The sequence below is a fragment of the Streptomyces sp. CA-294286 genome (genome assembly GCF_050947155.1).
Classification (GTDB): domain Bacteria; phylum Actinomycetota; class Actinomycetes; order Streptomycetales; family Streptomycetaceae; genus Streptomyces.
This window is the reverse complement of sequence record NZ_CP192005.1, coordinates 5,605,065-5,627,655: the sequence shown is the minus strand read 5'-3', so window position 1 is coordinate 5,627,655 and position 22,591 is coordinate 5,605,065. Positions and strand designations below refer to the sequence as shown.

Here is a 22,591-nt window from a genome sequence, read left to right as displayed (position 1 = left end):
AGGCGGCGGGCAGCGGCCCGGGAGCGGCGGGGTCACGCCGCGGTGTATCGGGGCTTTCCGCTCGCGGTGCCGGTGCGTCCGCCGTCCGCCCCGCACGCGTATCGCCTTCGACACTGCCTCGGACTCCCCTCGACGCCTCCGCGAAGGCAACGGCCGTGCCACCCGGACGGCCCGGAGCCGGGCGTCCGGACGGTGGCCGCCCGGACGAGGGCCGGGAGGGCTCCGGTCCGGGCAGCAGGCCGGGAGCCACCTCGGCGGCGGGCCGCACTGCCTCCGGATCGGCCGCCCCTGCGGGGACTGCGGTGTCCCACGAGTCCGCGAGGTGCGTGCCCCCCACAGCTCCCGTAAGGCCCACCGGCCCCGCAGAGCCCACCGACCCTGCCGCCCCCGTCGCGGCCACGGTGTCCGCCATGCCCGTTCTCCCCTCTGCGCTCCGCATGCTCCCAGTGACGTCGTCCATCGCCCCCCGCACTCCCTCAGAAGAGGAAGTAGCGCTGGGCCATGGGCAGTTCCGCCGCCGGGGCCGGGTCGACCGGGTCGCCGTCGATGGTCACGGTGAAGGTGTCGGCGTCCACCTCGACCCGTGGCATCGCGTCGTTCTCCCGCATGTCGGCCTTGGTCACGCCACGGGTGCTCGTGATCGGGACGAACTCCTTGCCCAGGGCGAGGCGTTCGGCGAGGTGGTCCTCGATGGCGGCCTCGGCGACGAAGTTGAGGGAATTCGCAGCCGGGGCGCGGCCGATCGCGCCGAACATCGGGCGGGGCAGCACGGGCTGGGGCGTGGGAATGGACGCGTTCGCGTCGCCCATCTGCGCGTACGCGATCTGGCCGCCCTTGAGGACGAGCAGCGGCTTCACCCCGAAGAAGGCGGGTTCCCAGAGGACCAGGTCGGCGAGCTTGCCGCTCTCGACCGAACCGATGTCGCGGTCCAGGCCCTGCGCGACGGCCGGGTTGATCGTGTACTTGGCGACGTAACGACGCGCCCGGTGGTTGTCGGCACGGCCGTCGCCCGGCAGGGAGCCGCGGCGCTTCTTCATCACGTGCGCGGTCTGCCAGGTGCGCAGGATCACTTCGCCGACCCGTCCCATCGCCTGGGAGTCCGAGGAGATGATCGAGATGGCCCCGAGATCGTGCAGGATGTCCTCGGCCGCGATGGTGGAGGGCCTGATGCGCGATTCGGCGAACGCCAGGTCCTCCGGCACCGCCGGGTTGAGGTGGTGGCAGACCATCAGCATGTCGAGGTGTTCGTCGAGCGTGTTGAGGGTGTGCGGGCGGGTGGGGTTGGTGGAGCTGGGCAGCACGTACGGCTCGGAGACCACCGTGATGATGTCGGGTGCGTGCCCGCCGCCCGCTCCCTCGGTGTGGTACGCGTGAATGGTGCGGCCCGCGATGGCGGCGAGGGTGTCGCCGACGAACCCGGCCTCGTTCAAGGTGTCGGTGTGGATGGCGAGTTGGGCGCCGGTCTCCTCGCACACGCCGAGACAGGCGTCGATGACGGCGGGGGTGGCGCCCCAGTCCTCGTGGATCTTGAATCCGAGTGCTCCGCCGCGGAGTTGGGCGTGCATGGCCTCGCGGGACATGGTGTTGCCCTTGCCGAGCAGCCCGATGTTGACGGGGTAGTGCTCCAGAGCGGCGAACATCCGGGCGAGGTGCCAGCCGCCGGGCGTGACCGTGGTCGCTTTCGATCCCTCGGCGGGGCCGGTGCCGCCGCCGACGAGCGTGGTGACGCCGGAGGCGAGGGCCGCCTCGACGACGGTCGGCGAGATGAAGTGGACGTGGGCGTCGATGGCGCCCGCCGTGACGATGCGGCCGTTGCCCGCGATGATCTCGGTTTCGGGGCCGATGACGAGGTCGGGGTGGACGCCGTCCATGGTGTCGGGGTTGCCGGCCTTGCCGATGCCGGTGAGGCGGCCGTCGCGGATGCCGAGGTCGGCCTTGACGACGCCCCAGTGGTCGAGGATGACGACGCCGGTGATGACGGTGTCCGGCGCGCCTTCGGCGCGGGTGGTGCGGGCCTGGCCCATGGACTCGCGGATGACCTTGCCGCCGCCGAACACCGCCTCGTCGCCCGCGCGGCCGGGTCCACCGGAGCGGTCCTCCTCGATCTCGACGAGCAGGTCGGTGTCGGCGAGGCGGATGCGGTCGCCGGTGGTGGGGCCGAAGAGGTCGGCGTACACGGCGCGGGAGATACCGGGGTGCGACGCGGCTTCCGTACGGGGGGACTCAGGCATCGAGGGGGCCTCCGGTCTCGCCGCGCAGGCCGGTGACCACGCGTCGGCCTGCGAGGGGGACGAGTTCGACGTCGACGGGGACACCGGGCTCGAAGCGCACGGCGGTTCCGGCGGCGATGTTCAGCCGCAGGCCGCGGGCGGCGGCGCGGTCGAAGTCGAGGCCCGGGTTGGCCTCGGCGAAGTGGTAGTGGGAGCCGACCTGGACGGGCCGGTCGGCGGCGTTGAGCACGGTGAGGCGGGTGACGGGGCGGCCCTCGTTGAGGAGGACGGGCGCGTCGGCGTAGAGGATTTCGCCGGGGACCACCGCGGTGCGGGCCCCGGCCTGCGGTGCGGCGCTCACTGGATGGGTTCGTGGACGGTGACGAGCTTGGTGCCGTCGGGGAAGGTGGCCTCGACCTGCACGTCGTGGATCATCTCCGGGATGCCTTCCAGGACGTCGTCGCGGTGCAGCACCTTGCGGCCGGACGACATGAGCTGGGCGACGGTGTTGCCGTCCCGGGCGCCTTCGAGGATGTGCGCGGTGATGAGGGCGACGGCCTCGGGGTGATTGAGCCTCACCCCGCGTGCCCTGCGCTTCTCGGCCACGTCGGCGGCCACATGGATGAGCAGTCGTTCCTGCTCGTGCGGGGTCAGCTGCACGGGTCACACCTCACAGTCCTCGCGCCGGGCCACCCGGCCCGGCTGCCGCGGCCACCACGACGGACATAGGTGTATCACCCACGTAGCAAAGCGGATGCAAAGACACGACAGGGATCACGCCAGGGCCTTCCGTCAGGCGCCCTCATGGCGAGGCTAGTTGCGCGGAGTTTCGGCTGCGTTAACTCACCTCGCGGCCCCGGAAGGACCTCCCGGGCGCTCAGCTTCCGGGCCGGTCGTCCCCGGGCTCGGCCCCGTGTTCCCCGCGGTACTCGGCGGCGAATCCGTACCGGCCGCGTTCGCCCGGAGCGGACGTCCAGGACCCGATCGACGAGACGGAGCTGATCACCTCGTCCTCGGCCGTTTCCGGTCCGCCCTCCAGACGCTCCAGGTCAGCGGCGGAGACCAGGGCGACGAGCGGCTTCCCGTGACGCGTCACGACCACGCGCTCCCCGCCGTACACGACGCGGTTGATCAGGTCGGCGAGCTCAGCGCGGGCTTGCGTCACCGGAATCTCATAGGTCATGCTCCCCATCGTACTGAACGTACGTCCTGTACATTTTTTACGGAGAGAGCGGTCCGCGCCGCACATGCGACGTCGCCGTGCCGCACACAAGGGAGCGCGCCATGATCCAGCCGTCCGCCCGTTACGTCCTGCCCCAGTTCCACGAGCGCACCAGCACCGGGACCCGCACACTCGATCCGTACTCGAAGATGCTCGGCGAGCGGATCGTCTTCCTGGGGACGCCCGTCGACGACGCCGCCGCCAACGACATCGCGGCGCAGTTCATGTACCTCGAACACGACGCCCCGGACCGCGCCATCTCGCTCTACATCAACTCCCCCGGCGGCTCGTACACGGCGATGGCCGCGATCTACGACACCCTCCAGTTCGTGACCTGCGACGTGGAGACGTTCTGCCTCGGACAGGCCCTCGACGCCGCTGCCGTGCTGCTGGCCTGCGGCACCCCCGGCAAGCGGTTCGCACTGCCCGGCGCACGGATCGCGCTCAGCCAGCCCGCCCTGGACGAGCCGGCCCAGGGTCAGCCCTCGGACCTGGAGATCCACGCGCGGGAGCTCGTACGGTTGCGCTCGATGACGGCCGGGATGCTGACCCGGCACACCGGTCGGTCTGTCGAGCAGGTCGAGGCGGACTTCGACCGTACGAAGGTGCTCGACGCCGGGGAAGCACTGCGATACGGGCTGGTGGACCGGATCGTCGCCACCCGCCGCGGCACCCCGTCCTCCCCCGCGCGGTGAGCGGCCGCATGCTGCCGGAACTGCCGCCGTTGCCCGCCCTGACCCGCGCCGAGTGCGATCTGGTGGACGGTTATCTGGCGGCCGTCGATCTCCTGGGACGGATCAACCCGTCCCGCGCGACGGACACCTACGGGGCTCTGCGTGCCGCACAGGCGCTCGTCGGCCGGGCGACCGCACTGCGCGACGCGCTGACGCTGATGTACGACCGGGGTGAAACCGGGATGTGTCCGACGACGCTGTCGCGGGCGTTGCGCGTACTGGACGGGGAGCGGCGCGCGGGGCGTCTCGCCGTGTCCCCGGAGCAGCCGGGTTGATCACCCGGAGGCGCGCTCCGGCCCGGCAGCGCCTCCCCCGTTCGGACCATTCGGGTCTCCGTCATCCGTACTGATCGAGTTGCGCACCGCGACGGGAACACATGCGGAATGACATGCTCCGGTGCAGGTACGGGCGTCGTCAGCGCGCGACACGGAAGATCGCAACGGCCCTTGTCCACCCGAACGGATCAGAGGTGAGGAGCCTCACAAACTTCGCTTTCCGCTCGGAAACCAGTCGTCGTCCGGGCAAGGATCCGTGAACGACAAGCCCCCGCCGTCGTGGCGGGGCGGTCCCGGCGAGCGCCGCACAGACGCTGCCGGGACGTCTGGTCGACGAAGGGTTGCGCATGACTGCGCACGTAAACCGCCGTGTTCCGTCGCTGATCGCCAGGGCCGGTACGGCATCGGCCCTCACGCTCGCCGTCGTGGGCGGCAGCATGCTGGTACCGGGTGCCGTCTCTGAGGCCGATGCGGCGACGCAGGCGGCGAAGGCGCTGAACGTCGCGGCGTCCAAGCGGGGCGCGCCGTACAAGCGTGGGGCCGCCGGCCCCTACCGTTTCGACTGCTCGGGGCTGACCCTCTACTCGTACAAGAAGGTCGGCAAGAGCCTGCCGCGTTCCGCGCAGGCGCAGTACAACAAGACCCGGCACATCCGCTCCTCCCAACTGCAGCGCGGTGACCTGGTCTTCTTCCACCGTGGCAGCAGCGTCTACCACGTGGGCATCTACGCGGGCGGGAACAAGATCTGGCACTCGCCGAAGCAGGGCGCCGTGGTGCGACTGGAGCGGATCTGGTCGAAGAGCGTGTGGTACGGCCGGGTGCGATGAACGCCGGCTGATCAACCTGACCGCTCGGGCGGCGCGTCGGGTTCCGGCTGCGACGCGTCGCCGCCGGCCGCGCCCTGCCGCCGCCCCGGGCCCACCGCCGCGCCGGGCGCACCGCAAGGTCCTCCGCGCGGTCGACTCGGTGGTCCGTCATCTCTGGACGGGGGCGTTCCACGGGAGGGCGACCCACACCGTCTTGCCGCCCTCCGGCGTGGAAGTGACCGAGAGTCGGCCGCCGCACTCCGCGGCCAGCGAACGGACGATCACCATGCCGCGGCCGTTGTCCTGCTGCACCGCGGCGGGCAGGCGCTGGGGCCAACGCGGGTGACTGTCGGTGACGCCGATGCGCAGCCGCTCGTCCCGCTCCAGGTGGACGTCCACCGTGAAGGTGGGTGACTGCCCGAAGGTGTGCTGCACGGCGTTGGTCGCGAGTTCCGAGACCATCAGGCGGATGGCGTCCGCAGTGTCGGACCCGGCCGGAAGTCCCCAGCCCACGAGCGCTTCGGCCACGAACTTCCTGGCCGTGGAGACCGAGACGGGATCGCTCGGCAGGGTGACGGATACTTCCTGATGGTCTGCCATGGCGACGTTGTCCCTTTCCCGCCGGGGCTGGACTCGGACTCGTACGCGGTACGTGCGGGGCGGCCCCGGACTCCTTATTCCGCCTGGTTCCGCCGTCATTCCGCGCCAGAGTGTCACTCATGGTGCAGCCGCCGCGGCCGCACCCCCAGACATACATATATCTGTCACTCAAAGTGATGAACTCTGCTACGCGAGACCGGATTCGACCGGCACACTGGCCCCGGCGGGGGCGGACGCCGCGCCGAAAGGAGTCGGGAATGCGGCACGGTCCCGCGGTACGACGCCGCAAGCTGGGAGAGGAACTGCGCAGACTGCGCGACCGGGCCGGTCTCACCAGCCCGCAGGCGGCGCGCCTCGTCGGCTGGCACCAGTCGAAGGTGAGCCGGATCGAGACGGGACGCAGCGGGGTCAAGCCGTCCGACGTGGCGCTGCTGCTCGCCGCCTACGACGTGCGCGATCCGCAACATCGCTCGCTGCTGGAGGCGTTGGCCGAGGACTCGGGCGAGTCGGGCACGCAGTGGTGGCACGCCTACCGGGGGCTGCTGCCGCCCCAGTACCGGGACTTCATCAGTCTGGAGTCCCGGGCGTGTGCGGCGCGCACGCTGGAGACCTCGGTGGTGCCGGGGCTGTTGCAGACCCCGCACTACGCGCGGGCGGTGACCCGGGCGACGCTGTCGGACATGCCGGAGGAGAAGCTGGACACCTTGGTGGAGGTGCGCCTGGCGCGGCAGAAGGTGCTGCGGGAAGACTCTCCCCTGGCCCTGAGCGCGGTGATCGACGAGGCCGTGCTGCGAAGGACGGTGTGTGGCGAACGGGTCATGAAGGAGCAGTTGCGCCATCTGTTGGAGATGACGGAACTGCCCCATGTCCGGTTACAGGTGCTGCCTTTTGCGGCGGGTGCGCATGCTGGGTTGACCGGCGCTTTCGTTATTTTCTCCTTTCCGAACATCGCTGATCTGGATGTGGTTGTTATCGACCATTTGGCGAGTAGCCTCTATCTGGAACGGAAGGAAGACCTCACGGAATACACCGTCGCGTTCCAGCGGATCCAGGAACAGGCGATGTCGCACGAGGAATCCCAGGTCCTGATCGCCGGCCTCCGCTGACGCCGGCACGGGCCCACCGGGCACGGTCCCGGGATGCCTGGTTCCACCGGCCCACGACCAGTTCCACCGGCCCACGACCAACGGACCGTGGGCCGCAGACCGCCACCCCCTATCGGTGACGACGCGCAGGGAGGCACCATGTCCCCACACCTCGCGAACGTACCTTCCGGCCTTCTCCCGCCCGGCGCAGCGTGGCGCCGCAGCAGCCGCAGCACAGGCATGAACAACTGCGTGGAGACGGCGTCGGCCCGCGGCGGCCTGCTGGCCGTCCGCGACTCGAAGCACGTGAGCCGTCCCGCTCTCCTCTTCTCCCCCGACGCGTGGTCGCGCTTCCTCGGCGCCCTGCGCGAGCAGGCGGTATGAGCCGGCACGTCGAATGACGAGGCGTCAGTTCGAAGGTGCGGTACGGACAATGGCGTCCACCGCACCTTCGATCTGCGCATCGGTGAGGTCGGCTCGGGCGGTCAGCCGCAGCCGGGAGATGCCGTCCGGCACGGACGGCGGACGGAAGCAGCCGACCGCGAGCCCCTCGGTACGGCAGTCCGCCGCCCAGCGCAGGGCCGCTTCGGCGGAGGGCGCCTGCACGGAGACGACCGCCGCGTCCGGTCGCACCGCGGCAAGGTGCGCGTCGGTCAACCGTCGGTGCAGGGTGGCCGATACCTCGCGCACCCGGTCGGCCAGGGCCGGTTCGCCGCGCAGCAGCCGCAGGCTCGCGAGGGCGGCGCCGACGGCGGCCGGGGCGAGACCGGTGTCGAAGATGAACGTACGGGCCGCGTTGACCAGGTGGTCGATGACGTGTGCCGGGCCGAGGACCGCACCGCCCTGGCTGCCCAACGATTTGGACAGAGTGACGGTGGCGACCACGTCCGGCGCGCCCGCGAGTCCGGCCGCATGCAGGGCGCCCCGGCCTCCGGCGCCGAGGACACCGAGTCCGTGGGCGTCGTCGACGACGAGCGCCGCACCGAACTCCCGTGCTGCTGCTGCCAGTTCTTTCAGGGGTGCCGCGTCGCCGTCCACCGAGAAGACGGAGTCGGAGACGACGAGCGCACGCCCTTGATGCCCGTCGAGCGACTTCCGTACGGCAGCGGGGTCGGCGTGCGGAGTGACGGCGGTCTCGGCGCGGGAGAGACGGCAACCGTCCACGATCGAGGCGTGGTTGCCCGCGTCGGAGACGATCAGGGAGCCGCGGGCGGTCAGCGCCGTGAGAGCGGCCAGGTTCGCCGCGTACCCGGAGGACAGGACCAGCGCGGACTCGAAGCCGGTGAACTCCGCGAGTTCACGCTCCAGCCGGGTGTGCAGCTCGGTGGTGCCGGAGACGAGGCGGGAGCCGGTGGCGCCGGCCCCCCACCTGCGGGCGGCGTCGGCGGCCGCGGCGGTGACCTCCGGGCGACGGGTCAGACCGAGGTAGTCGTTGCTCGCGAGGTCGAGCAGCGGGCTGTCGGCCGCGCGGGGGCGCAGGGTCCGTACGAGACCGGCGCGGGCCCGTCGTGCGGCCTCCTCCTCGATCCACTCGAAGGGGTGCGCGGAAGCGGAGCGCTGGAGCATGGCGGGAGCCCTTCGACGTGGGGAGGGAGCGCAGGGTTTTGTAGGCAGCCCACAGACACTAGCCGGACGGAACACGCGTCACGGTGTGGCAATACCCACACCTCGAACCCGCGCCGTTGTGCGAATCCTCCTTGGCCGAGGGCGGTCCCGTGCGCCAGGATCATGCGCATGGACCTGCTGAACACACTGGTGGAGAAGGGGCTGCGGCGCGAGCTGCCGACCCGCGAAGAAGCGCTCGCCGTTCTGGCGACGACCGACGACGAACTGCTCGACGTGGTGGCCGCGGCCGGCAAGGTGCGCCGCCAGTGGTTCGGCCGGCGGGTGAAGCTCAACTATCTCGTCAATCTGAAGTCCGGACTGTGCCCGGAGGACTGCTCGTACTGCTCGCAGCGGCTCGGCTCGAAGGCCGGGATCCTCAAGTACACGTGGCTCAAGGCCGACGAGGCGTCGAAGGCCGCGGCGGCGGGCGTCGCGGGCGGGGCGAAGCGGGTCTGTCTGGTGGCGAGCGGGCGCGGCCCCACGGACAAGGACGTGGACCGGGTCACGAAAACCATCGAAGCGATCAAGGAAGGCAACGAGGGCGTCGAAGTATGCGCCTGCCTCGGCCTCCTGACGGATGGTCAGGCAGAGCGGCTGAAGGCCGCGGGGGCCGATGCGTACAACCACAACCTCAACACGTCCGAGGCGACATACGGGGGCATCACGACCACCCACACCTACGCGGACCGGGTCGAAACGGTACAGCAGGCGCAGGCGGCCGGTCTGTCCGCGTGCTCGGGGCTGATCGCGGGCATGGGCGAGTCGGACGAGGACCTGGTGGACGTGGTCTTCGCGCTGCGCGCCCTCGATCCGGACTCGGTTCCGGTCAACTTCCTCATCCCGTTCGAGGGGACGCCGCTGGCCAAGGAGTGGCACCTCACTCCGCAGAAGGCGCTGCGCATCCTGGCGATGGTGCGGTTCGTCTGTCCGGACGTGGAGGTCCGGCTCGCGGGCGGTCGCGAGGTGCACCTGAGGACGATGCAGCCGCTCGCGCTGCACCTGGCCAATTCCATCTTCCTGGGCGACTACCTGACCAGTGAGGGCCAGGCCGGCCAGGCGGACCTGGAGATGATCGCGGACGCCGGTTTCGAGGTGGAGGGGGCGGACACGACGACGCTGCCGGAGCACCGGAGCGCGGGCGTGTGCGGGTCCGGGGGCGGCTGCGGGTCCGAGGGCGCGGCCGGGGGCGGGTGTCACGACGACGCGTCGGCGGCCGACGAAGCCTCCGAGGTCCCGGCGGTGCCCGGGGCCCGGCAGGACCTGGTGACCGTTCGGCGGCGGGGCGCCGGGACGGAACTGGCGCCCAATGCCTGAGGGCCTCTCCCCCGCCGAGCTGCTGCGTCTGGACCGGGAGCACGTCTGGCATCCGTACGGGCCCATGCCGGGGCGCGACGAGCCGCTGATCGTGGAGTCCGCGTCCGGCGTGCGGCTGCGGCTCGCCCAGCCCGTCCACGGGCAGCACGAGCTGATCGACGGCATGTCGTCGTGGTGGTCGGCGGTGCACGGATACAACCATCCCGTCCTCAACGAGGCGGCGCGCGGCCAGTTGGAGAAGGTGAGCCACGTGATGTTCGGCGGGCTCACCCACGAGCCCGCCGTACGACTGGCCGCGAAGCTGGTGGAGATCACCCCCGAGCCGCTGCGGCACGTCTTCCTGTGCGACTCCGGGTCGGTGTCCGTCGAGGTCGCCGTGAAGATGTGCCTCCAGTACTGGCGCTCGGTCGGCCGCCCGGCCAAGCAGCGGATGATGACCTGGCGGGGCGGCTACCACGGGGACACCTGGCAGCCGATGTCGGTGTGCGACCCCGAGGGCGGCATGCACGGCCTGTGGCAGGGCGCCCTGCCGCGGCAGGTCTTCGTGGGCGCACCGCCCGCCGAGTACGAGGAGGCGTACGCGGAGCAGCTGCGGGCCGCCGTCGCGCGGCACGCGGACGAACTCGCCGCGGTGATCGTGGAGCCGGTGGTGCAGGGTGCGGGCGGCATGCGGTTCCACTCGCCGGAGTACCTGCGGGTGCTGCGCGAGGCGTGCGACGCGCACGACGTGCTGCTCGTCTTCGACGAGATCGCGACCGGTTTCGGCCGTACGGGAACGCTCTTCGCGGCGGACCTGGCTGGGGTGTCGCCGGACGTGATGTGCCTCGGGAAGGCGCTCACCGGCGGCTATCTGTCGATGGCGGCGACGCTGTGCACGGCGAGGGTGGCGGACGGCATCTCGCGGGGCGAGGTCCCCGTGCTGGCGCACGGACCGACCTTCATGGGCAACCCCCTCGCCGCGGCCGTCGCCTGTGCGTCCATCGACCTGCTCCTCGGCCAGGACTGGGCGGGCGAGGTCAAGCGGCTGGAGGCCGGCCTGCGGGACGGGCTGGCTCCGGTCGCGGAGCTTCCCGGCGTCCGGGAGGTGCGCGTGCTGGGTGGCATCGGCGTCGTCCAGCTGGACCGGCAGGTGGACATGGCTGCGGCGACAAAGGCAGCGGTGCGGGCGGGCGTATGGGTGCGGCCGTTCAGGGACCTCATCTACACGATGCCGCCGTACGTCACGGGTGACGAGGACCTGGGCCGGATCTGCACGGCGGTCGGGGCAGCGGCGAGGGCAGCGGGAAGCTGAGGGACGGCAAGGCCCGGGGAAGCCGTGAGGCGGCTGGGGCGGCCCCGCACGGAGCGCCGCCCTCCCGCCGACACGCCCCGCTCCAGGACCGCCGCCCCCGGCGCCCGCAGCCGCCCGCACACTCGCACCCCGCGCACCTGCGTCCGCACATCCGGCGCACCCGCACCCGCACCCGCACCCGCATTCAGGAGATTCATGCACTCCCCCCTGTTCGTCACCGGCACCAACACCGACATCGGCAAGACCGTCGTCACCGCGGCCCTCGCCTCCCTCGCCCGCGCCCACGGCCGGCGCGTCTGTGTGCTGAAGCCCGCGCAGACCGGTGTCGCCCCGGGTGAGGACGGCGACGCGCAGGTCGCCGTCCGCCTCGCCGGGCCCGGCGTCGCCGCCGTCGAGCTGGCCCGCTTCCCCGAGCCGCTGGCCCCCGCCACCGCGGCACGCCGCGCCGGACTCGCTCCCGTCACCCCCCGTGGCGTCGCCGACGCCGCCGCCGAGCTGGCGACCGAGTACGACCTCGTGCTCGTCGAGGGCGCGGGCGGCCTGCTCGTACGGCTGGACGACGAGGGCGGCACCCTCGCGGACGCCGCCCGCCTGCTCGACGCTCCCGTACTCGTCGTGGCCGCTCCCGCCCTCGGCACCCTCAACTGCGTGCAGTTGACCGGAGAGGCCCTGCGGGCGAGGGAGTTGCGCACGCTCGGCGTGGTCATCGGCAGCTGGCCGCGCGAACCCGGCCTGGCCGAGCGGTGCAACGTGGACGAGCTGGCCGAGATGGCCGGGGCTCCACTGCTGGGCGCCGTGCCGGAGGGCGCGGGCCGTCTGGCGCCCGTGCGGTTCCAGGCACGGGCGGCCGAGTGGCTCGCGCCGGAACTGGGAGGGGCGTGGGACGCACAGGCGTTCGCCGCGTCCTGGCGCTGACCGCCGGAGCCGGGCGGAACGCGCCCGATTCCCCCTCTTCGGGGGCGGCGGATCCATCCGCTCCGGGGGCACAATCGCGGTACCCGTCCGTTTCACGGAGGAGTTTCGCGATGGCATCACGTTCCGGTCCGCTTCCGGGCCCCGGCCCGCGTTCCCGCCCGCCCCTGCGTTCCCTGCAGCGTCTGCGTCCCCGTGCGCGCCGGGGTGGCAGGGCGCGCGACGCCGTGAGTCACCCGTTGTTCGCCCGTGCCTACGCCCGGCTCAGCGTGTCGGCGGACCTGCACGGCGGGGTCGCCGCGCACCGGAAGGACCTGCTGACGGGGCTGTCCGGCCGGGTACTGGAGGTCGGCGCGGGCAACGGCCTGAACTTCGCTCACTATCCGTCGGCCGTCTCCGAGGTCGTCGCCATCGAACCGGAACGTCTGCTGCGGGAGTCGGCGCTGCGTGCCGCCGTCCGGGCCGGGGTCCCGGTGGACGTGGTGCCGGGGGCGGCGGAGGCGCTGCCGGTGAAGAGCGAGGCGTACGACGCGGTGGTGTTCTCGCTGGTGCTGTGCAGCGTGCGGAACGTGGAGCGGGCGCTCGCGGAGGCGAGGCGGGTCCTGCGTCCCGGCGGTGAGCTGCGGTTCTTCGAACACGGACGGGACGAGCGGCGCTCCATGGCGGCCCTCCAGCGGGGTCTCGACCGTACGGTGTGGCCGCTGCTGTTCGGCAACTGTCACACCTCGCGGGATCCGGTGGACGAGATACGGAAGGCCGGATTCACGATCGGGTCGTTCCGGCGGGTGACCGTACCCGAGAAGGGGCTGCGGCTGCCGACATCGGCGTGCGTGCTGGGAGTGGCGCAGCGGCCCGGGAGCGTGACCGGGCGGCCGTGACGGCGAGGGCGGTTCCCGTGCCCCTTACAGGGACCCGGTCGGACCGGCCTTCCGGGGGATGTCCGCCGTAGCGGGTGGGACCTAATCTCCTGTCCCACAAGGGAGTTGGGTTCGTCCCACCAGGAGGCCGCCGTGTCCGCAGCCGTCGCCCAAGCCGTCGCCGCCCGCGCCCGCGGTCTCACCAAGGCCTACGGCAGCGGTGAGACCACCGTGCTCGCTCTGGACGCCGTGGACGTCGACATCGCGCGCGGCCGGTTCACCGCGGTGATGGGCCCGTCCGGGTCGGGGAAGTCGACCCTGATGCACTGCCTGGCCGGACTCGACACCGTCTCCGCGGGACAGGTGTGGCTGGGCGACACCGAGATCACCGGGCTGCGGGAGCGCGAGCTGACGCAGTTGCGGCGGGACCGGATCGGCTTCATGTTCCAGTCCTTCAATCTGCTGCCGACGCTGTCGGCCGCGGAGAACATCACGCTGCCGATGGACATCGCCGGCCGCAAGCCCGACCCGGAGTGGCTGGAACGGGTCATCGACACGCTGGGTCTGCGTGACCGGCTGAAGCACCGGCCCGCCCAGCTGTCCGGCGGACAGCAGCAACGGGTGGCGTGCGCGCGGGCGTTGGCCTCCCGGCCCGAGCTGATCTTCGCGGACGAGCCGACCGGGAACCTCGACTCCCGGGCGGGCGCGGAGGTGCTGTCGTTCCTGCGCGAGGCGGTCGACTCCCTCGGCCAGACGGTGGTGATGGTGAGCCACGACCCGGGTGCCGCCGCCCACGCGGACCTGGTGCTCTTCCTGGGCGACGGACGGATCGTGGACGACATGCCGGATCCGACCGCGGATGCGGTGCTGGAGAGGATGAAGCGCTTCGACGGCGTCCCCCGGCTCCGCAGGAACTGAGGGTCCGCTCACGGTTCCGGCGAGAGCCGTGCGCAGTGCCCGGTGCACCGGGGTCGGTACGGCTTCTCCGGCCTCGCGTCCTCGACACGGCTTCTCCGGCCTCAGCGTCCTCGACCCCGCACGGAGGAGTTCAGCCGGGTGAGAAAGGGGCTGCGGGGCAGCCGACCACATCGCGGAAGCCTCTCGACACCGCCGTGGGGCGATGGTGGGATGCACTGATGGACGATCTTGCGAACACGCAGCTCAGAAGCGCGACCCCCGCCGACCTCGACACCGTTCTCGCCTTCTGGAAGACGGCGGCCGAGGGCACCAGCATCAGCGACGACCGCGACGGCGTCGAGCGGCTGGTCGCCCGCGATCCCGGGGCCCTCATCCTGGCGGAGCGCGGCGGAGAGCTGGTCGGCACGGTGATCGCCGGGTTCGACGGCTGGCGGTGCTCGCTCTACCGGCTCGCGGTGCACCCCGACCACCGGCGGCAGGGCGTCTCCGGCGCGCTGCTGGCCGCCGCCGAGGACCGGTTCGTCCGGCTGGGCGGGCGGCGCGGGGACGCCATGGTGCTGGACGGAAACAGCCTCGCGCACCCCGCCTGGCGGTCGGCGGGGTACGCGCCGGAGCCGCAGTGGAGTCGCTGGGTCAAGCCGCTCGGACAGTGATCCGCCGGGCGCCTGACCCGCCCGGATCGAACGGCTTTGCCGACCCTTTACCATGAGTGCTTCATTCTGGTACTTCCAGGATTTTCCGACCCTCTCTTGAAAGGTGTGAGCGTCCGCCCATGGGCGAGCCTCCCAGTAGCCGACATCGCGCGATCCTTCTGCCCCTTCCCGACCGAGGGACGGAGGTGAACCGATGATCGAAGTGCTTCTGCTCCTGGTGGCGCTGCTGCTCTCCTTGATGTGCGGCGCCTTCGTCGCGGCGGAGTTCTCGCTCACGACCATCGAGCGCGGCGAGCTGGAACGAGCGGTCGAGCGGGGCGAGCGGGGCGCGGACAGCGCCCTGAAAGCCGTCCGCGGCCTCACCTTCCAGTTGTCGGGCGCCCAGCTCGGCATCACCGTCACCAACCTCCTCGTCGGCATGCTCTCCGAGCCGTCGATCGCCAAGCTGCTCAAGGGCCCGGTCGAGGCGGTCGGTCTGCCCTCCGCCGTGGCCTCCTCGGTGGCCCTGGTGCTCGGCACAGCGCTGTCGACCGTCGTCCTGATGGTCGTCGGCGAGCTGGTCCCCAAGAACTGGGCGATCTCCTCACCGCTGGCCGTCGCCAAGGTCGTCGCGACCCCGCAGCGCCTCTTCACCGCCGCGTTCAAGCCTCTGATCAGTCACCTCAACAACACGGCCAACCGCATCCTGCGGCGCTTCGGCATGGAGCCGACCGAGGAACTGGCCTCCGCCCGCAGCCCGCAGGAGCTGGTCGCACTGGCCCGCCACTCCGCGAAGGCGGGGGCGCTGGAGGCCGACACGGCGGAGCTGTTCGTCCGCACCCTCAACCTGGCCGAGCTGACCGCGGAGAACGTGATGACGCCGCGCGTGCAGGTCACCGCGCTGGACGTGCAGGCAACCGCCGAGGACGTCGCGAACGCCACCCGGGCGACCGGCCTGTCCCGCTTCCCCGTGTACCGGGGCAGCCTGGACTCGGTCGTCGGCCTGGTGCACATCAAGGACGTACTGGCCGTGCCGGCCGCTCGCAGGCCCCGGCATCCGGTGACCGAACTGATCCGCGAACCGCTGCTCGTCCCCGAGACGCTCACCGTGGACCGGCTGCTGGACCGCCTGTCCGGCAAGCGCACCATGGCGGTCGTCATCGACGAGTACGGCGGCACGGCCGGCGTCGTCACGCTGGAGGACATCGTCGAGGAGGTCGTCGGCGAGGTGCGCGACGAGCACGACCCGCACGAGACCCCCGACCTCGCCCGGTCCGGCGAGGACACCGACGGCCGCGACCTGTGGTCGGCGGACGGCGCCGCCCGTACCGACCAGCTGGAGCGGATCGGGCTGCGGGTCGCCGACGGCCCGTACGAGACCCTGGCCGGGCTGATCGCCACCGAGCTGGGCCGGATCCCCGAGGTGGGTGACTGCGTGGAGCTGTCGGGCTGGAAGCTGGACGTGGTGGACGCGAGCGGACGACGGGCGGCGCGGGTGCTCATGCACGCGCCCCCGCGGTCCGGGAGCGCGGCCGCCGCAGCGGTGCTGTCCCACGATGCGGAGGCCCGACGATGATCGCCGTACAACTCCTCATCGGCCTGCTCACCCTGGTCGTCAACGCCTTCTTCGTCGGTGCGGAATTCGCGCTGATCTCGGTGCGGCGCAGTCAGATCGAGCCCGAGGCCGAGGCCGGGAACCGCAGGGCGCGCAGCGTCATCTGGGGCCTGGAGCACGTCTCGGCACTGCTGGCCGCCGCCCAGTTGGGCATCACCCTGTGCACCCTGGTGCTCGGCGTGGTCGCCGAGCCGGCCATCGCGCACCTGCTGGAGCCGCTGTTCCACGCGGTGGGCGTGCCGGACGCGCTGACGCACCCGATCTCCTTCGTCATCGCGCTGGCGCTGGCGACGTACCTGCACATGCTGCTGGGCGAGATGGTGCCGAAGAACATCGCCCTGGCCGAGCCGACCAGGACCGCGCTGCTGCTCGGCCCGCCGCTGGTGGCCCTGGCGCGGGCGCTGCGTCCGGTGATCTTCGCGATCAACTCCTTCGCCAACCTGCTGCTGAAGCTGCTGAAGGTGGAGACCAAGGACGAGGTGTCGGCGACCTTCTCCGACGACGAGCTGGCCCGCCTGGTGAAGGACGCGGGGGACGCCGGCCTCATCGACGACCGGGCGGCCGAGCGGCTCCGGGACGCCCTGGAGCTGGGCCGCCGCCCGGTCGGGGACGTGGTGATGCCGGTCGAGCGGGTCGTGTACGCGGCGGTCGGCACCACTCCGGAGGAGCTGGAACAGCTCGCCGCCGAGTCCGGGTTCTCCCGCTTCCCCGTCCTGGACTCCACCCGTCGCATCCTGGGCTACCTGCACGTGAAGGACGCCCTGGACGCGACGCCGCGGGATCTGCCGTTCCCGGTGTCGGCCATGCGGCCGATCGCCCGGGTCCGCGCGGAGACCCCGCTGGACGACGTGCTGACCGCGATGCGCCGCAGCCGTACGCACCTGGCGGCGGTCGCGGACGCGGCCGGCCGGCCCGCCGGGCTGGTGACCATGGAGGACGTGCTGCGGGAGCTGGTGGGTCCGCCGCAGCAGGTCTGATGCCGCAGTCCGCCGCCGGCGCGCGCACTGCCGGGTCGCTCTCGAAGGGGAGCGGCCCGGCAGTCGTCGTTTCCCGGCCGGGTACGTCCCGCGGCGACCGGGTACGATCGCTCCGCCATGGAGATGAATGCCACCTACACCAGTCTTGTCGCGGTCGGCGACTCCTTCACCGAGGGAATGTCCGACCTCCTGCCCGACGGCTCCTACCGCGGCTGGGCCGACCTGCTCGCCGCCCGGATGGCCGCGCGCACACCCGGCTTCCGGTACGCGAACCTCGCTGTGCGCGGCAAGCTCATCGCTCAGATCGCCGACGAGCAGGCGCCGCTCGCCGCCGCGATGCGGGCGGACGTGGTGACCCTGGTGGGCGGCCTCAACGACACGCTGCGTCCCAAGGTCGACATGGGCCACGTACGCGCGAAGCTCACCGAGGCGGTCGAACACATCGCCCCGTCCTGCAAGCAGCTGGTGCTCATGCGCAGCCCGGGGCGCAGCGGTCCCGTCATGGAACGGTTCCGGCCCCGCATGGAGGAGCTGTTCACGATCGTCGACGAGCTTGCGGCAAAGCACGACGCGGTGGTCGTGGACCTGTACGGGGCGGCCGCGCTGAGCGACCGGCGGATGTGGGACGTGGACCGGCTGCACCTGACCGCCGAGGGGCACCGCAGGGTGGCCGAGGCCGTCTGGCAGGCGCTCGGACTGGAGGCGGAGGACGACTGGCTGTCCCCGCTGCCCGCCGCGTTGCCGCCGAGGTGGGTGGCGCGCCGGGTGAACGACGTACGGTTCGCACGCGAGCACCTGGTGCCGTGGATCGGGCGCCGGCTCACGGGACGTTCCTCCGGCGACGGCCGCCCGGCGAAGCGGCCCGAGCTGCTTCCGTACGAGAGCATGCGCGAGGTCACGCGGGACGGCCCGGTCACGTAGCACGGGAGGGCACTCCCGCGCGGCGTCCGGAGCCACCGCCTCGTAGCAACGTACGAACCGCCCCGCGGCTCTGGCCTGCACGAACCGCCAGTAGAATCCGTTCACGTGACTGCCAAGCCCCGCATCCCCAATGTCCTGGCCGGCCGCTACGCCTCCGCGGAGCTCGCCGACCTGTGGTCCCCCGAGCAGAAGGTCAAGCTGGAGCGCCGGCTGTGGCTGGCCGTGCTGCGTGCGCAGAAGGACCTCGGGATCGAGGTGCCGGAAGCCGCCCTCGCCGACTACGAGCGCGTCCTCGACCAGGTCGACCTGGCCTCCATCGCCGAGCGCGAGAAGGTCACCCGCCACGACGTGAAGGCGCGGATCGAGGAGTTCAACGCCCTCGCCGGGCACGAGCAGGTCCACAAGGGCATGACGTCCCGCGACCTCACCGAGAACGTCGAGCAGCTTCAGATCCGGCTCTCCCTGGAGCTGATGCGGGACCGCACCGTCTCGGTCCTCGCGCGCCTGGGCAAGCTGTCGGCCGAGTACGCCGAGCTGGTCATGGCGGGCCGGTCGCACAACGTGGCCGCGCAGGCCACCACGCTCGGCAAGCGCTTCGCGACCGCCGCCGACGAACTGCTCGTCGCGTACGGCCGCCTGGAGGAGCTGCTCGGCCGCTACCCGCTGCGCGGCGTCAAGGGCCCGGTCGGCACCGCGCAGGACATGCTGGACCTGCTCGGCGGTGACGCCGGGAAGCTGGCGGAGCTGGAGGAGCGCGTCGCGGGCCACCTGGGCTTCGCGCACGCCTTCACCTCGGTCGGCCAGGTCTATCCCCGCTCCCTCGACTACGAGGTGGTGACCGCGCTCGTGCAGCTCGCGGGCGCTCCCTCCTCCGTCGCGAAGACGATCCGCCTGATGGCGGGCCACGAGCTGGTCACCGAGGGGTTCAAGCCCGGCCAGGTCGGCTCCTCGGCGATGCCGCACAAGATGAACACCCGTTCCTGCGAGCGCGTGAACGGCCTGATGGTCATCCTGCGCGGCTACGCGTCGATGACCGGCGAGCTGGCGGGCGACCAGTGGAACGAGGGCGACGTGTCCTGCTCCGTGGTCCGCCGGGTGGCCCTCCCGGACGCCTTCTTCGCCTTCGACGGCCTGCTGGAGACCTTCCTGACCGTCCTCGACGAGTTCGGCGCGTTCCCGGCCGTCGTCGCCCGCGAGCTGGACCGCTACCTTCCGTTCCTCGCCACGACGAAGGTCCTGATGGCGGCCGTACGGGCGGGCGTCGGCCGGGAGGCCGCGCACGAGGTCATCAAGGAGCACGCCGTCGCCTCCGCGCTCGCCATGCGCGAGCAGGGCGCCGAGCGCAACGAACTCCTCGACAGGCTCGCCGCCGACGACCGGATGCCGCTGGACCGCGCGCAGCTCGACGCGCTGATGGCGGACAAGCTGTCGTTCACAGGTGCGGCCGGTCGGCAGGTGGCCGCGCTCGTCGCCCGCGTCGAGGAGATCGCCAAGCAGCACCCCGAAGCGGCGGGTTACACCCCGGGCTCCATCCTCTGAGTCCTGCGACGAGGAGTGCGGCGGGCCGTGCGAACAGCCGTGGAGGTACGGTTTTCGGATGACTCCCGAGGAACTTCTGGCCGCCCGTGACCGCGTCGTCCCCGACGTGGTCGCGGGCGGTCTGCGCGTCCTGTTCTGCGGCATCAACCCGGGTCTGATGTCCGCTGCCAAGGGCCTCCACTTCGCCCGGCCCGGCAACCGCTTCTGGCCCGTGCTGCACCGCTCGGGCTTCACCCCCCGGCAGTTGCGGCCGGAGGAGCAGGACGAACTGCTGTCGTACGGGCTCGGCATCACCAATGTGGTGACCCGGGCCAGCGCCCGTGCCGACGAACTCACCGCGGCGGAGTACGAGGAGGGCGGGCGGCAGTTGACCGCCAGGGTCGAACGGCTGCGCCCGCAGTGGCTCGCGGTGGCCGGTGTGACGGCCTACCGCGCGGCCTTCGGCGAGAAGAAGGCACGGATCGGCCCGCAGGAGCGGCGGATCGGCGACACCCGGATCTGGGCGCTGCCGAGCCCGAGCGGCCTCAACGCGCACTGGACGCTGGAGACGATGGCGGAGGAGTACGGGCGCCTGCGGTCCGCCGTCGAGCTGCCGTGACGCCTTCGGTGCGCACCGCGCGCACGGCGGTGGACCGACCGGGGCGCCCGGGGACGCTCGTCGGGTCGCTCGCACCGAGCGGGCGGAAGCGGGCCGCGTTCCGGCGCGGCTCGCTCCGGCGTGTCGGCACCGAGTACGATCCGCAGACACGCGTACGAGCTGGGAGGACACGTTGGGGCGACTGACCGGCGGGGACCCCTCTCTGTTGCGGCGGATCAACTCCGCGGTGGTCCTGCACGCGCTGCGCGGGGCGGGCCCCTCCTTCTCGTCGGACACGAAGGACTCCCCCACGCTGACCGACCTCACCCGGGTCACGGGGCTGTCCCGGCCCACCGTCGAAGGCGTGGTCGAGGGGCTCATCGAGACCGGTCTGGTGGTCGTCGAGAGCGCGGCCGAAGAAGGCGGCGCCAAGCGGCAGGGGCGGCCCGCGCGTCGGTTCCGGTTCCGGGCCGAGGCGGGGCACCTGCTCGGCATCGAGATCAGTCCGCATCGGATCGCGGCGCTCCTGTCCGGGCTCGACGGCCGCATCGTCGGGGCCGGGTCACGGGAGGTCGACGAGAGCCTGGGTGCGGACGACCGGTTGGAGCGGGTGCGCCAGGTGGTCGCCGACGTGCTGCGCAGGACCGGTGTGCCGCGCAGTTCGCTGCGGGCGGTCGGCGTCGGCACGCCCGGCATCGTGGAGGCCGGCGGGACGGTACGGCTCTGTACGGCGCTGCCCGGCTGGACGGGGCTGCCACTGGGCGAGCGTCTGCGCCGGTCGTTCCGGTGCCCGGTACTGGTCGAGAACGACGCCAACGCGGCGGCCGTGGCCGAGCACTGGAAGGGCGTGGGTCAGGACACCGACGACCTGGTGTTCGTACTGGCGGGGCTGAGCCCCGGAGCCGGTTCGCTGATCGGCGGGCGACTGCACCGGGGGTACGGCGGTGCGGCGGGCGAGATCGGTGCGCTGCACCTGCTGGGCCGCGAGGCCAGGCCCGAGAAGCTGCTGTCCACCACGGGCGAACCGCTGCACCCGCTGGACGAGCAGGCGGTGGCCGTGGTGTTCGCGGAGGCCAAGCGGGGCGACGCACAGGCGCAGGCCGCGGTCGAGAGATTCCTCCAGCGGCTGGTGCACGACGTGGCGGCGCTGGTGCTCGCGCTCGACCCGGAGCTGGTGGTGATCGGCGGGTGGGCGGCCGGGATCGACGGCGTGCTGGAGCCGCTGCGGGGCGAGTTGGAGCGGTACTGCCTGCGGCCGCCGCGGGTGGCGCTGTCGCTGCTGGGCGAGGCTTCGGTGGCGACGGGGGCGCTGAGGCTGGCGCTGGACCACGTGGAGGAGCAGATGTTCGCGGTGGAGACCACGGTGACGGCGCGGCGCTGAGGGGCGGCGTGGCTCGGCGTGGGGCGAGGGCGCGAGGAGCCGTCCCGCGGTGGCGGTGCGGTGGGGGGCACGTCCGGTGGGAGGCCGCGCCCTTGCCCGTCCTCCCCGCAGCACTCGGTTTCGCGCGTGCCGGGAGGCGCCCCGGAGGGCCGCCCCGCCGCCCGAGGAGGCGGGGGCTGCCCGGGGGTCAGGCGGGGGTGGGGTGGGTGATTTCGAGGTCGCCGGAGTCGCCGAAGGTCAGGCGGCAGGTGTCCGCCCGGTACGTGGCCACGGAGACCGCGGCGGTGCGGCCCGCCGCGAAGTAGCGGGTGGTGACGACCAGGACGGGTGCGCCGGGCAGCCGGTCGAGTTCCCTGGCGTCGTCCGCGCGCGCGGAGCCCAGCTCGACGGCGCGGTCCTGCCCCTCCAGGCCCAGCCGCTGGAGTTCGCGCAGCACGACGCGGGCGCGTGCGGGGCCGGACGGGGCCGCCGCGGCCGGGAGTTCGGGCACCGAGGCGGCCGGTACGTACAGCAGCTCGGCGGCGACCGGCTGGCCGTGCGTCGTGCGGATGCGCCGTACCGTGTACGGCTCGTCCCGGGGGTCGGTGCCGAGCATGCGGGCCACCGCGACCGGAGCGACGGCGCTGGTGCAGTCGACCGGCTGCCAGGTGTCGCCGGGCGTGCCGGGCCAGGCGTACTGCGCGGTGGAGACGTCGACCCGGGGCGGGGCGACCGTGGTGCCCACGCCGCGGCGGCGCTGGAGGCGGCCTTCCAGCTCCAGCTGTTCCAGCGCCTGACGGAGCGTGGCGCGGGCGACGCCGAAACGGGCGGCCAGGTCGCGCTCGTTGGGCAGGACCTCGCCCACCGAGAAATCGGAGTCGAGTGCCTGGCTGAGCACGGTCTTGAGGTGCCAGTACTTCGGCTCCGGCACCGTTTCGAGCTGCGTGGTCCCCACCCTGATCCTCCGCATCGCCGCGTGGCCCGCGGCATCCCGTGTTCCGCGCCCTTGTTTATTAAAGGTTCCTTCACTAACCCTGCGACCATAGGACGGCGCATCTGGTTGGTCAAGACCAATCCGTCACGAGACAGCAGAACGCCCCGCATTCGGGGTCGAATGCGGGGCGGTTCGCGGCAGTTGCGG

General features: G+C 72.1%; 24 protein-coding genes. 17 read left to right on the top strand and 7 right to left on the bottom strand.

Annotated features, from left to right (window positions below; genetic code table 11):
* Positions 1-476 precede the first annotated feature (476 nt).
* From ACQPZG_RS29590 to ACQPZG_RS29575, 4 genes are all read right to left on the bottom strand, one after another.
* On the bottom strand, positions 477-2,231 hold the full coding sequence (locus tag ACQPZG_RS29590) for an urease subunit alpha (RefSeq protein WP_433548742.1): 1,755 nt from the start codon (positions 2,229-2,231) through the stop codon (positions 477-479).
* Positions 2,224-2,535: an urease subunit beta gene (locus ACQPZG_RS29585; RefSeq protein ID WP_433549597.1), complete on the bottom strand. Its 312-nt coding sequence runs from the start codon at positions 2,533-2,535 to the stop codon at positions 2,224-2,226. The genes ACQPZG_RS29590 and ACQPZG_RS29585 overlap by 8 nt, the downstream gene beginning before the upstream one ends.
* Before the next feature lie 32 nt (positions 2,536-2,567).
* The gene (locus tag ACQPZG_RS29580) at positions 2,568-2,870 is read right to left on the bottom strand and encodes an urease subunit gamma (RefSeq protein ID WP_433548741.1); all 303 of its coding nucleotides are present in this window, start codon (positions 2,868-2,870) and stop codon (positions 2,568-2,570) included.
* Positions 2,871-3,087: 217 nt separating this feature from the next.
* The gene (locus tag ACQPZG_RS29575; RefSeq protein ID WP_433548740.1) at positions 3,088-3,393 is read right to left on the bottom strand and encodes a type II toxin-antitoxin system Phd/YefM family antitoxin; all 306 of its coding nucleotides are present in this window, start codon (positions 3,391-3,393) and stop codon (positions 3,088-3,090) included.
* Positions 3,394-3,494: 101 nt separating this feature from the next.
* Here ACQPZG_RS29575 and ACQPZG_RS29570 point away from each other — a divergent pair, with 101 nt between their 5' ends.
* The 3 genes from ACQPZG_RS29570 (at position 3,495) to ACQPZG_RS29560 (ending at position 5,268) form a co-directional block, all read left to right on the top strand.
* The gene (locus tag ACQPZG_RS29570) at positions 3,495-4,127 is read left to right on the top strand and encodes an ATP-dependent Clp protease proteolytic subunit (RefSeq protein ID WP_433548739.1); all 633 of its coding nucleotides are present in this window, start codon (positions 3,495-3,497) and stop codon (positions 4,125-4,127) included.
* A gap of 8 nt (positions 4,128-4,135) precedes the next feature.
* Positions 4,136-4,441: a hypothetical protein gene (locus ACQPZG_RS29565; RefSeq protein ID WP_433548738.1), complete on the top strand. Its 306-nt coding sequence runs from the start codon at positions 4,136-4,138 to the stop codon at positions 4,439-4,441.
* Positions 4,442-4,788: 347 nt separating this feature from the next.
* On the top strand, positions 4,789-5,268 hold the full coding sequence (locus ACQPZG_RS29560; protein WP_433548737.1) for a C40 family peptidase: 480 nt from the start codon (positions 4,789-4,791) through the stop codon (positions 5,266-5,268).
* 147 nt (positions 5,269-5,415) lie between these two features.
* Here ACQPZG_RS29560 and ACQPZG_RS29555 read toward each other — a convergent pair whose 3' ends face one another.
* The gene (locus ACQPZG_RS29555) at positions 5,416-5,847 is read right to left on the bottom strand and encodes an ATP-binding protein (protein ID WP_433548736.1); all 432 of its coding nucleotides are present in this window, start codon (positions 5,845-5,847) and stop codon (positions 5,416-5,418) included.
* A gap of 257 nt (positions 5,848-6,104) precedes the next feature.
* Here ACQPZG_RS29555 and ACQPZG_RS29550 point away from each other — a divergent pair, with 257 nt between their 5' ends.
* On the top strand, positions 6,105-6,953 hold the full coding sequence (locus ACQPZG_RS29550; RefSeq protein ID WP_433548735.1) for a helix-turn-helix domain-containing protein: 849 nt from the start codon (positions 6,105-6,107) through the stop codon (positions 6,951-6,953).
* 138 nt (positions 6,954-7,091) lie between these two features.
* Positions 7,092-7,316, top strand: a complete 225-nt coding sequence (locus ACQPZG_RS29545; RefSeq protein WP_433548734.1) for a DUF397 domain-containing protein — start codon at positions 7,092-7,094, stop codon at positions 7,314-7,316.
* A gap of 24 nt (positions 7,317-7,340) precedes the next feature.
* Here ACQPZG_RS29545 and ACQPZG_RS29540 read toward each other — a convergent pair whose 3' ends face one another.
* The gene (locus ACQPZG_RS29540) at positions 7,341-8,498 is read right to left on the bottom strand and encodes an 8-amino-7-oxononanoate synthase (protein ID WP_433548733.1); all 1,158 of its coding nucleotides are present in this window, start codon (positions 8,496-8,498) and stop codon (positions 7,341-7,343) included.
* Positions 8,499-8,666: 168 nt separating this feature from the next.
* Between ACQPZG_RS29540 and bioB the strand changes: the two genes are divergently transcribed.
* The 12 genes from bioB to ACQPZG_RS29480 all read left to right on the top strand — a co-directional run bounded on the left by bioB (position 8,667) and on the right by ACQPZG_RS29480 (position 21,471).
* Positions 8,667-9,851, top strand: coding sequence for a biotin synthase BioB (gene bioB, locus ACQPZG_RS29535; protein ID WP_433548732.1), 1,185 nt, complete (start codon positions 8,667-8,669; stop codon positions 9,849-9,851).
* Positions 9,844-11,142 (top strand): adenosylmethionine--8-amino-7-oxononanoate transaminase, encoded by a 1,299-nt coding sequence (locus ACQPZG_RS29530; protein ID WP_433548731.1) that lies wholly within the window; start codon positions 9,844-9,846, stop codon positions 11,140-11,142. The genes bioB and ACQPZG_RS29530 overlap by 8 nt, the downstream gene beginning before the upstream one ends.
* 195 nt (positions 11,143-11,337) lie before the next feature.
* A complete protein-coding gene (gene bioD / locus ACQPZG_RS29525; RefSeq protein WP_433548730.1) occupies positions 11,338-12,057 on the top strand; it encodes a dethiobiotin synthase in 720 nt (239 codons plus the stop codon).
* Between the two features lie 224 nt (positions 12,058-12,281).
* Positions 12,282-12,932, top strand: a complete 651-nt coding sequence (locus ACQPZG_RS29520; protein ID WP_433548729.1) for a class I SAM-dependent methyltransferase — start codon at positions 12,282-12,284, stop codon at positions 12,930-12,932.
* A 132-nt stretch (positions 12,933-13,064) separates the two neighbouring features.
* A complete protein-coding gene (locus tag ACQPZG_RS29515; RefSeq protein ID WP_433548728.1) occupies positions 13,065-13,829 on the top strand; it encodes an ABC transporter ATP-binding protein in 765 nt (254 codons plus the stop codon).
* Between the two features lie 218 nt (positions 13,830-14,047).
* Positions 14,048-14,482, top strand: a complete 435-nt coding sequence (locus ACQPZG_RS29510; RefSeq protein WP_433548727.1) for a GNAT family N-acetyltransferase — start codon at positions 14,048-14,050, stop codon at positions 14,480-14,482.
* A 193-nt stretch (positions 14,483-14,675) separates the two neighbouring features.
* Entirely contained in the window at positions 14,676-16,037 is a 1,362-nt protein-coding gene (locus ACQPZG_RS29505) for a hemolysin family protein (RefSeq protein WP_433548726.1), read from the top strand.
* The gene (locus ACQPZG_RS29500; RefSeq protein WP_433548725.1) at positions 16,034-17,053 is read left to right on the top strand and encodes a hemolysin family protein; all 1,020 of its coding nucleotides are present in this window, start codon (positions 16,034-16,036) and stop codon (positions 17,051-17,053) included. The genes ACQPZG_RS29505 and ACQPZG_RS29500 overlap by 4 nt, the downstream gene beginning before the upstream one ends.
* A 117-nt stretch (positions 17,054-17,170) precedes the next feature.
* Positions 17,171-17,974, top strand: coding sequence for an SGNH/GDSL hydrolase family protein (locus tag ACQPZG_RS29495; protein ID WP_433548724.1), 804 nt, complete (start codon positions 17,171-17,173; stop codon positions 17,972-17,974).
* Between the two features lie 105 nt (positions 17,975-18,079).
* Positions 18,080-19,513 (top strand): adenylosuccinate lyase, encoded by a 1,434-nt coding sequence (gene purB, locus ACQPZG_RS29490; protein WP_433548723.1) that lies wholly within the window; start codon positions 18,080-18,082, stop codon positions 19,511-19,513.
* Positions 19,514-19,571: 58 nt separating this feature from the next.
* Positions 19,572-20,111 carry a G/U mismatch-specific DNA glycosylase gene (mug, locus tag ACQPZG_RS29485; protein ID WP_433548722.1) on the top strand — a complete coding sequence of 180 codons (540 nt, stop codon included), beginning with the start codon at positions 19,572-19,574 and terminating at the stop codon, positions 20,109-20,111.
* 172 nt (positions 20,112-20,283) lie between these two features.
* Positions 20,284-21,471, top strand: a complete 1,188-nt coding sequence (locus tag ACQPZG_RS29480; protein WP_433548721.1) for an ROK family protein — start codon at positions 20,284-20,286, stop codon at positions 21,469-21,471.
* 187 nt (positions 21,472-21,658) lie between these two features.
* Here the strand turns inward: ACQPZG_RS29480 and ACQPZG_RS29475 are convergent, their stop codons facing one another.
* Positions 21,659-22,405 carry a GntR family transcriptional regulator gene (locus tag ACQPZG_RS29475; RefSeq protein WP_433548720.1) on the bottom strand — a complete coding sequence of 249 codons (747 nt, stop codon included), beginning with the start codon at positions 22,403-22,405 and terminating at the stop codon, positions 21,659-21,661.
* Positions 22,406-22,591 lie beyond the last annotated feature (186 nt).

What these genes read in the sequence shown, in the direction of transcription:
- ACQPZG_RS29590 (WP_433548742.1), bottom strand. Translation starts at nt 2,231, where the DNA reads ATGCCTGAGTCCCCCCGTACGGAAGCCGCGTCGCACCCCGGTATCTCC.
- ACQPZG_RS29575 (WP_433548740.1), bottom strand. Translation starts at nt 3,393, where the DNA reads ATGACCTATGAGATTCCGGTGACGCAAGCCCGCGCTGAGCTCGCCGAC.
- ACQPZG_RS29570 (WP_433548739.1), top strand. Translation starts at nt 3,495, where the DNA reads ATGATCCAGCCGTCCGCCCGTTACGTCCTGCCCCAGTTCCACGAGCGC.
- ACQPZG_RS29565 (WP_433548738.1), top strand. Translation starts at nt 4,136, where the DNA reads ATGCTGCCGGAACTGCCGCCGTTGCCCGCCCTGACCCGCGCCGAGTGC.
- ACQPZG_RS29560 (WP_433548737.1), top strand. Translation starts at nt 4,789, where the DNA reads ATGACTGCGCACGTAAACCGCCGTGTTCCGTCGCTGATCGCCAGGGCC.
- ACQPZG_RS29555 (WP_433548736.1), bottom strand. Translation starts at nt 5,847, where the DNA reads ATGGCAGACCATCAGGAAGTATCCGTCACCCTGCCGAGCGATCCCGTC.
- ACQPZG_RS29550 (WP_433548735.1), top strand. Translation starts at nt 6,105, where the DNA reads ATGCGGCACGGTCCCGCGGTACGACGCCGCAAGCTGGGAGAGGAACTG.
- ACQPZG_RS29545 (WP_433548734.1), top strand. Translation starts at nt 7,092, where the DNA reads ATGTCCCCACACCTCGCGAACGTACCTTCCGGCCTTCTCCCGCCCGGC.
- ACQPZG_RS29540 (WP_433548733.1), bottom strand. Translation starts at nt 8,498, where the DNA reads ATGCTCCAGCGCTCCGCTTCCGCGCACCCCTTCGAGTGGATCGAGGAG.
- bioB (WP_433548732.1), top strand. Translation starts at nt 8,667, where the DNA reads ATGGACCTGCTGAACACACTGGTGGAGAAGGGGCTGCGGCGCGAGCTG.
- ACQPZG_RS29530 (WP_433548731.1), top strand. Translation starts at nt 9,844, where the DNA reads ATGCCTGAGGGCCTCTCCCCCGCCGAGCTGCTGCGTCTGGACCGGGAG.
- bioD (WP_433548730.1), top strand. Translation starts at nt 11,338, where the DNA reads ATGCACTCCCCCCTGTTCGTCACCGGCACCAACACCGACATCGGCAAG.
- ACQPZG_RS29510 (WP_433548727.1), top strand. Translation starts at nt 14,048, where the DNA reads ATGGACGATCTTGCGAACACGCAGCTCAGAAGCGCGACCCCCGCCGAC.
- ACQPZG_RS29505 (WP_433548726.1), top strand. Translation starts at nt 14,676, where the DNA reads ATGATCGAAGTGCTTCTGCTCCTGGTGGCGCTGCTGCTCTCCTTGATG.
- ACQPZG_RS29500 (WP_433548725.1), top strand. Translation starts at nt 16,034, where the DNA reads ATGATCGCCGTACAACTCCTCATCGGCCTGCTCACCCTGGTCGTCAAC.
- ACQPZG_RS29495 (WP_433548724.1), top strand. Translation starts at nt 17,171, where the DNA reads ATGGAGATGAATGCCACCTACACCAGTCTTGTCGCGGTCGGCGACTCC.
- mug (WP_433548722.1), top strand. Translation starts at nt 19,572, where the DNA reads ATGACTCCCGAGGAACTTCTGGCCGCCCGTGACCGCGTCGTCCCCGAC.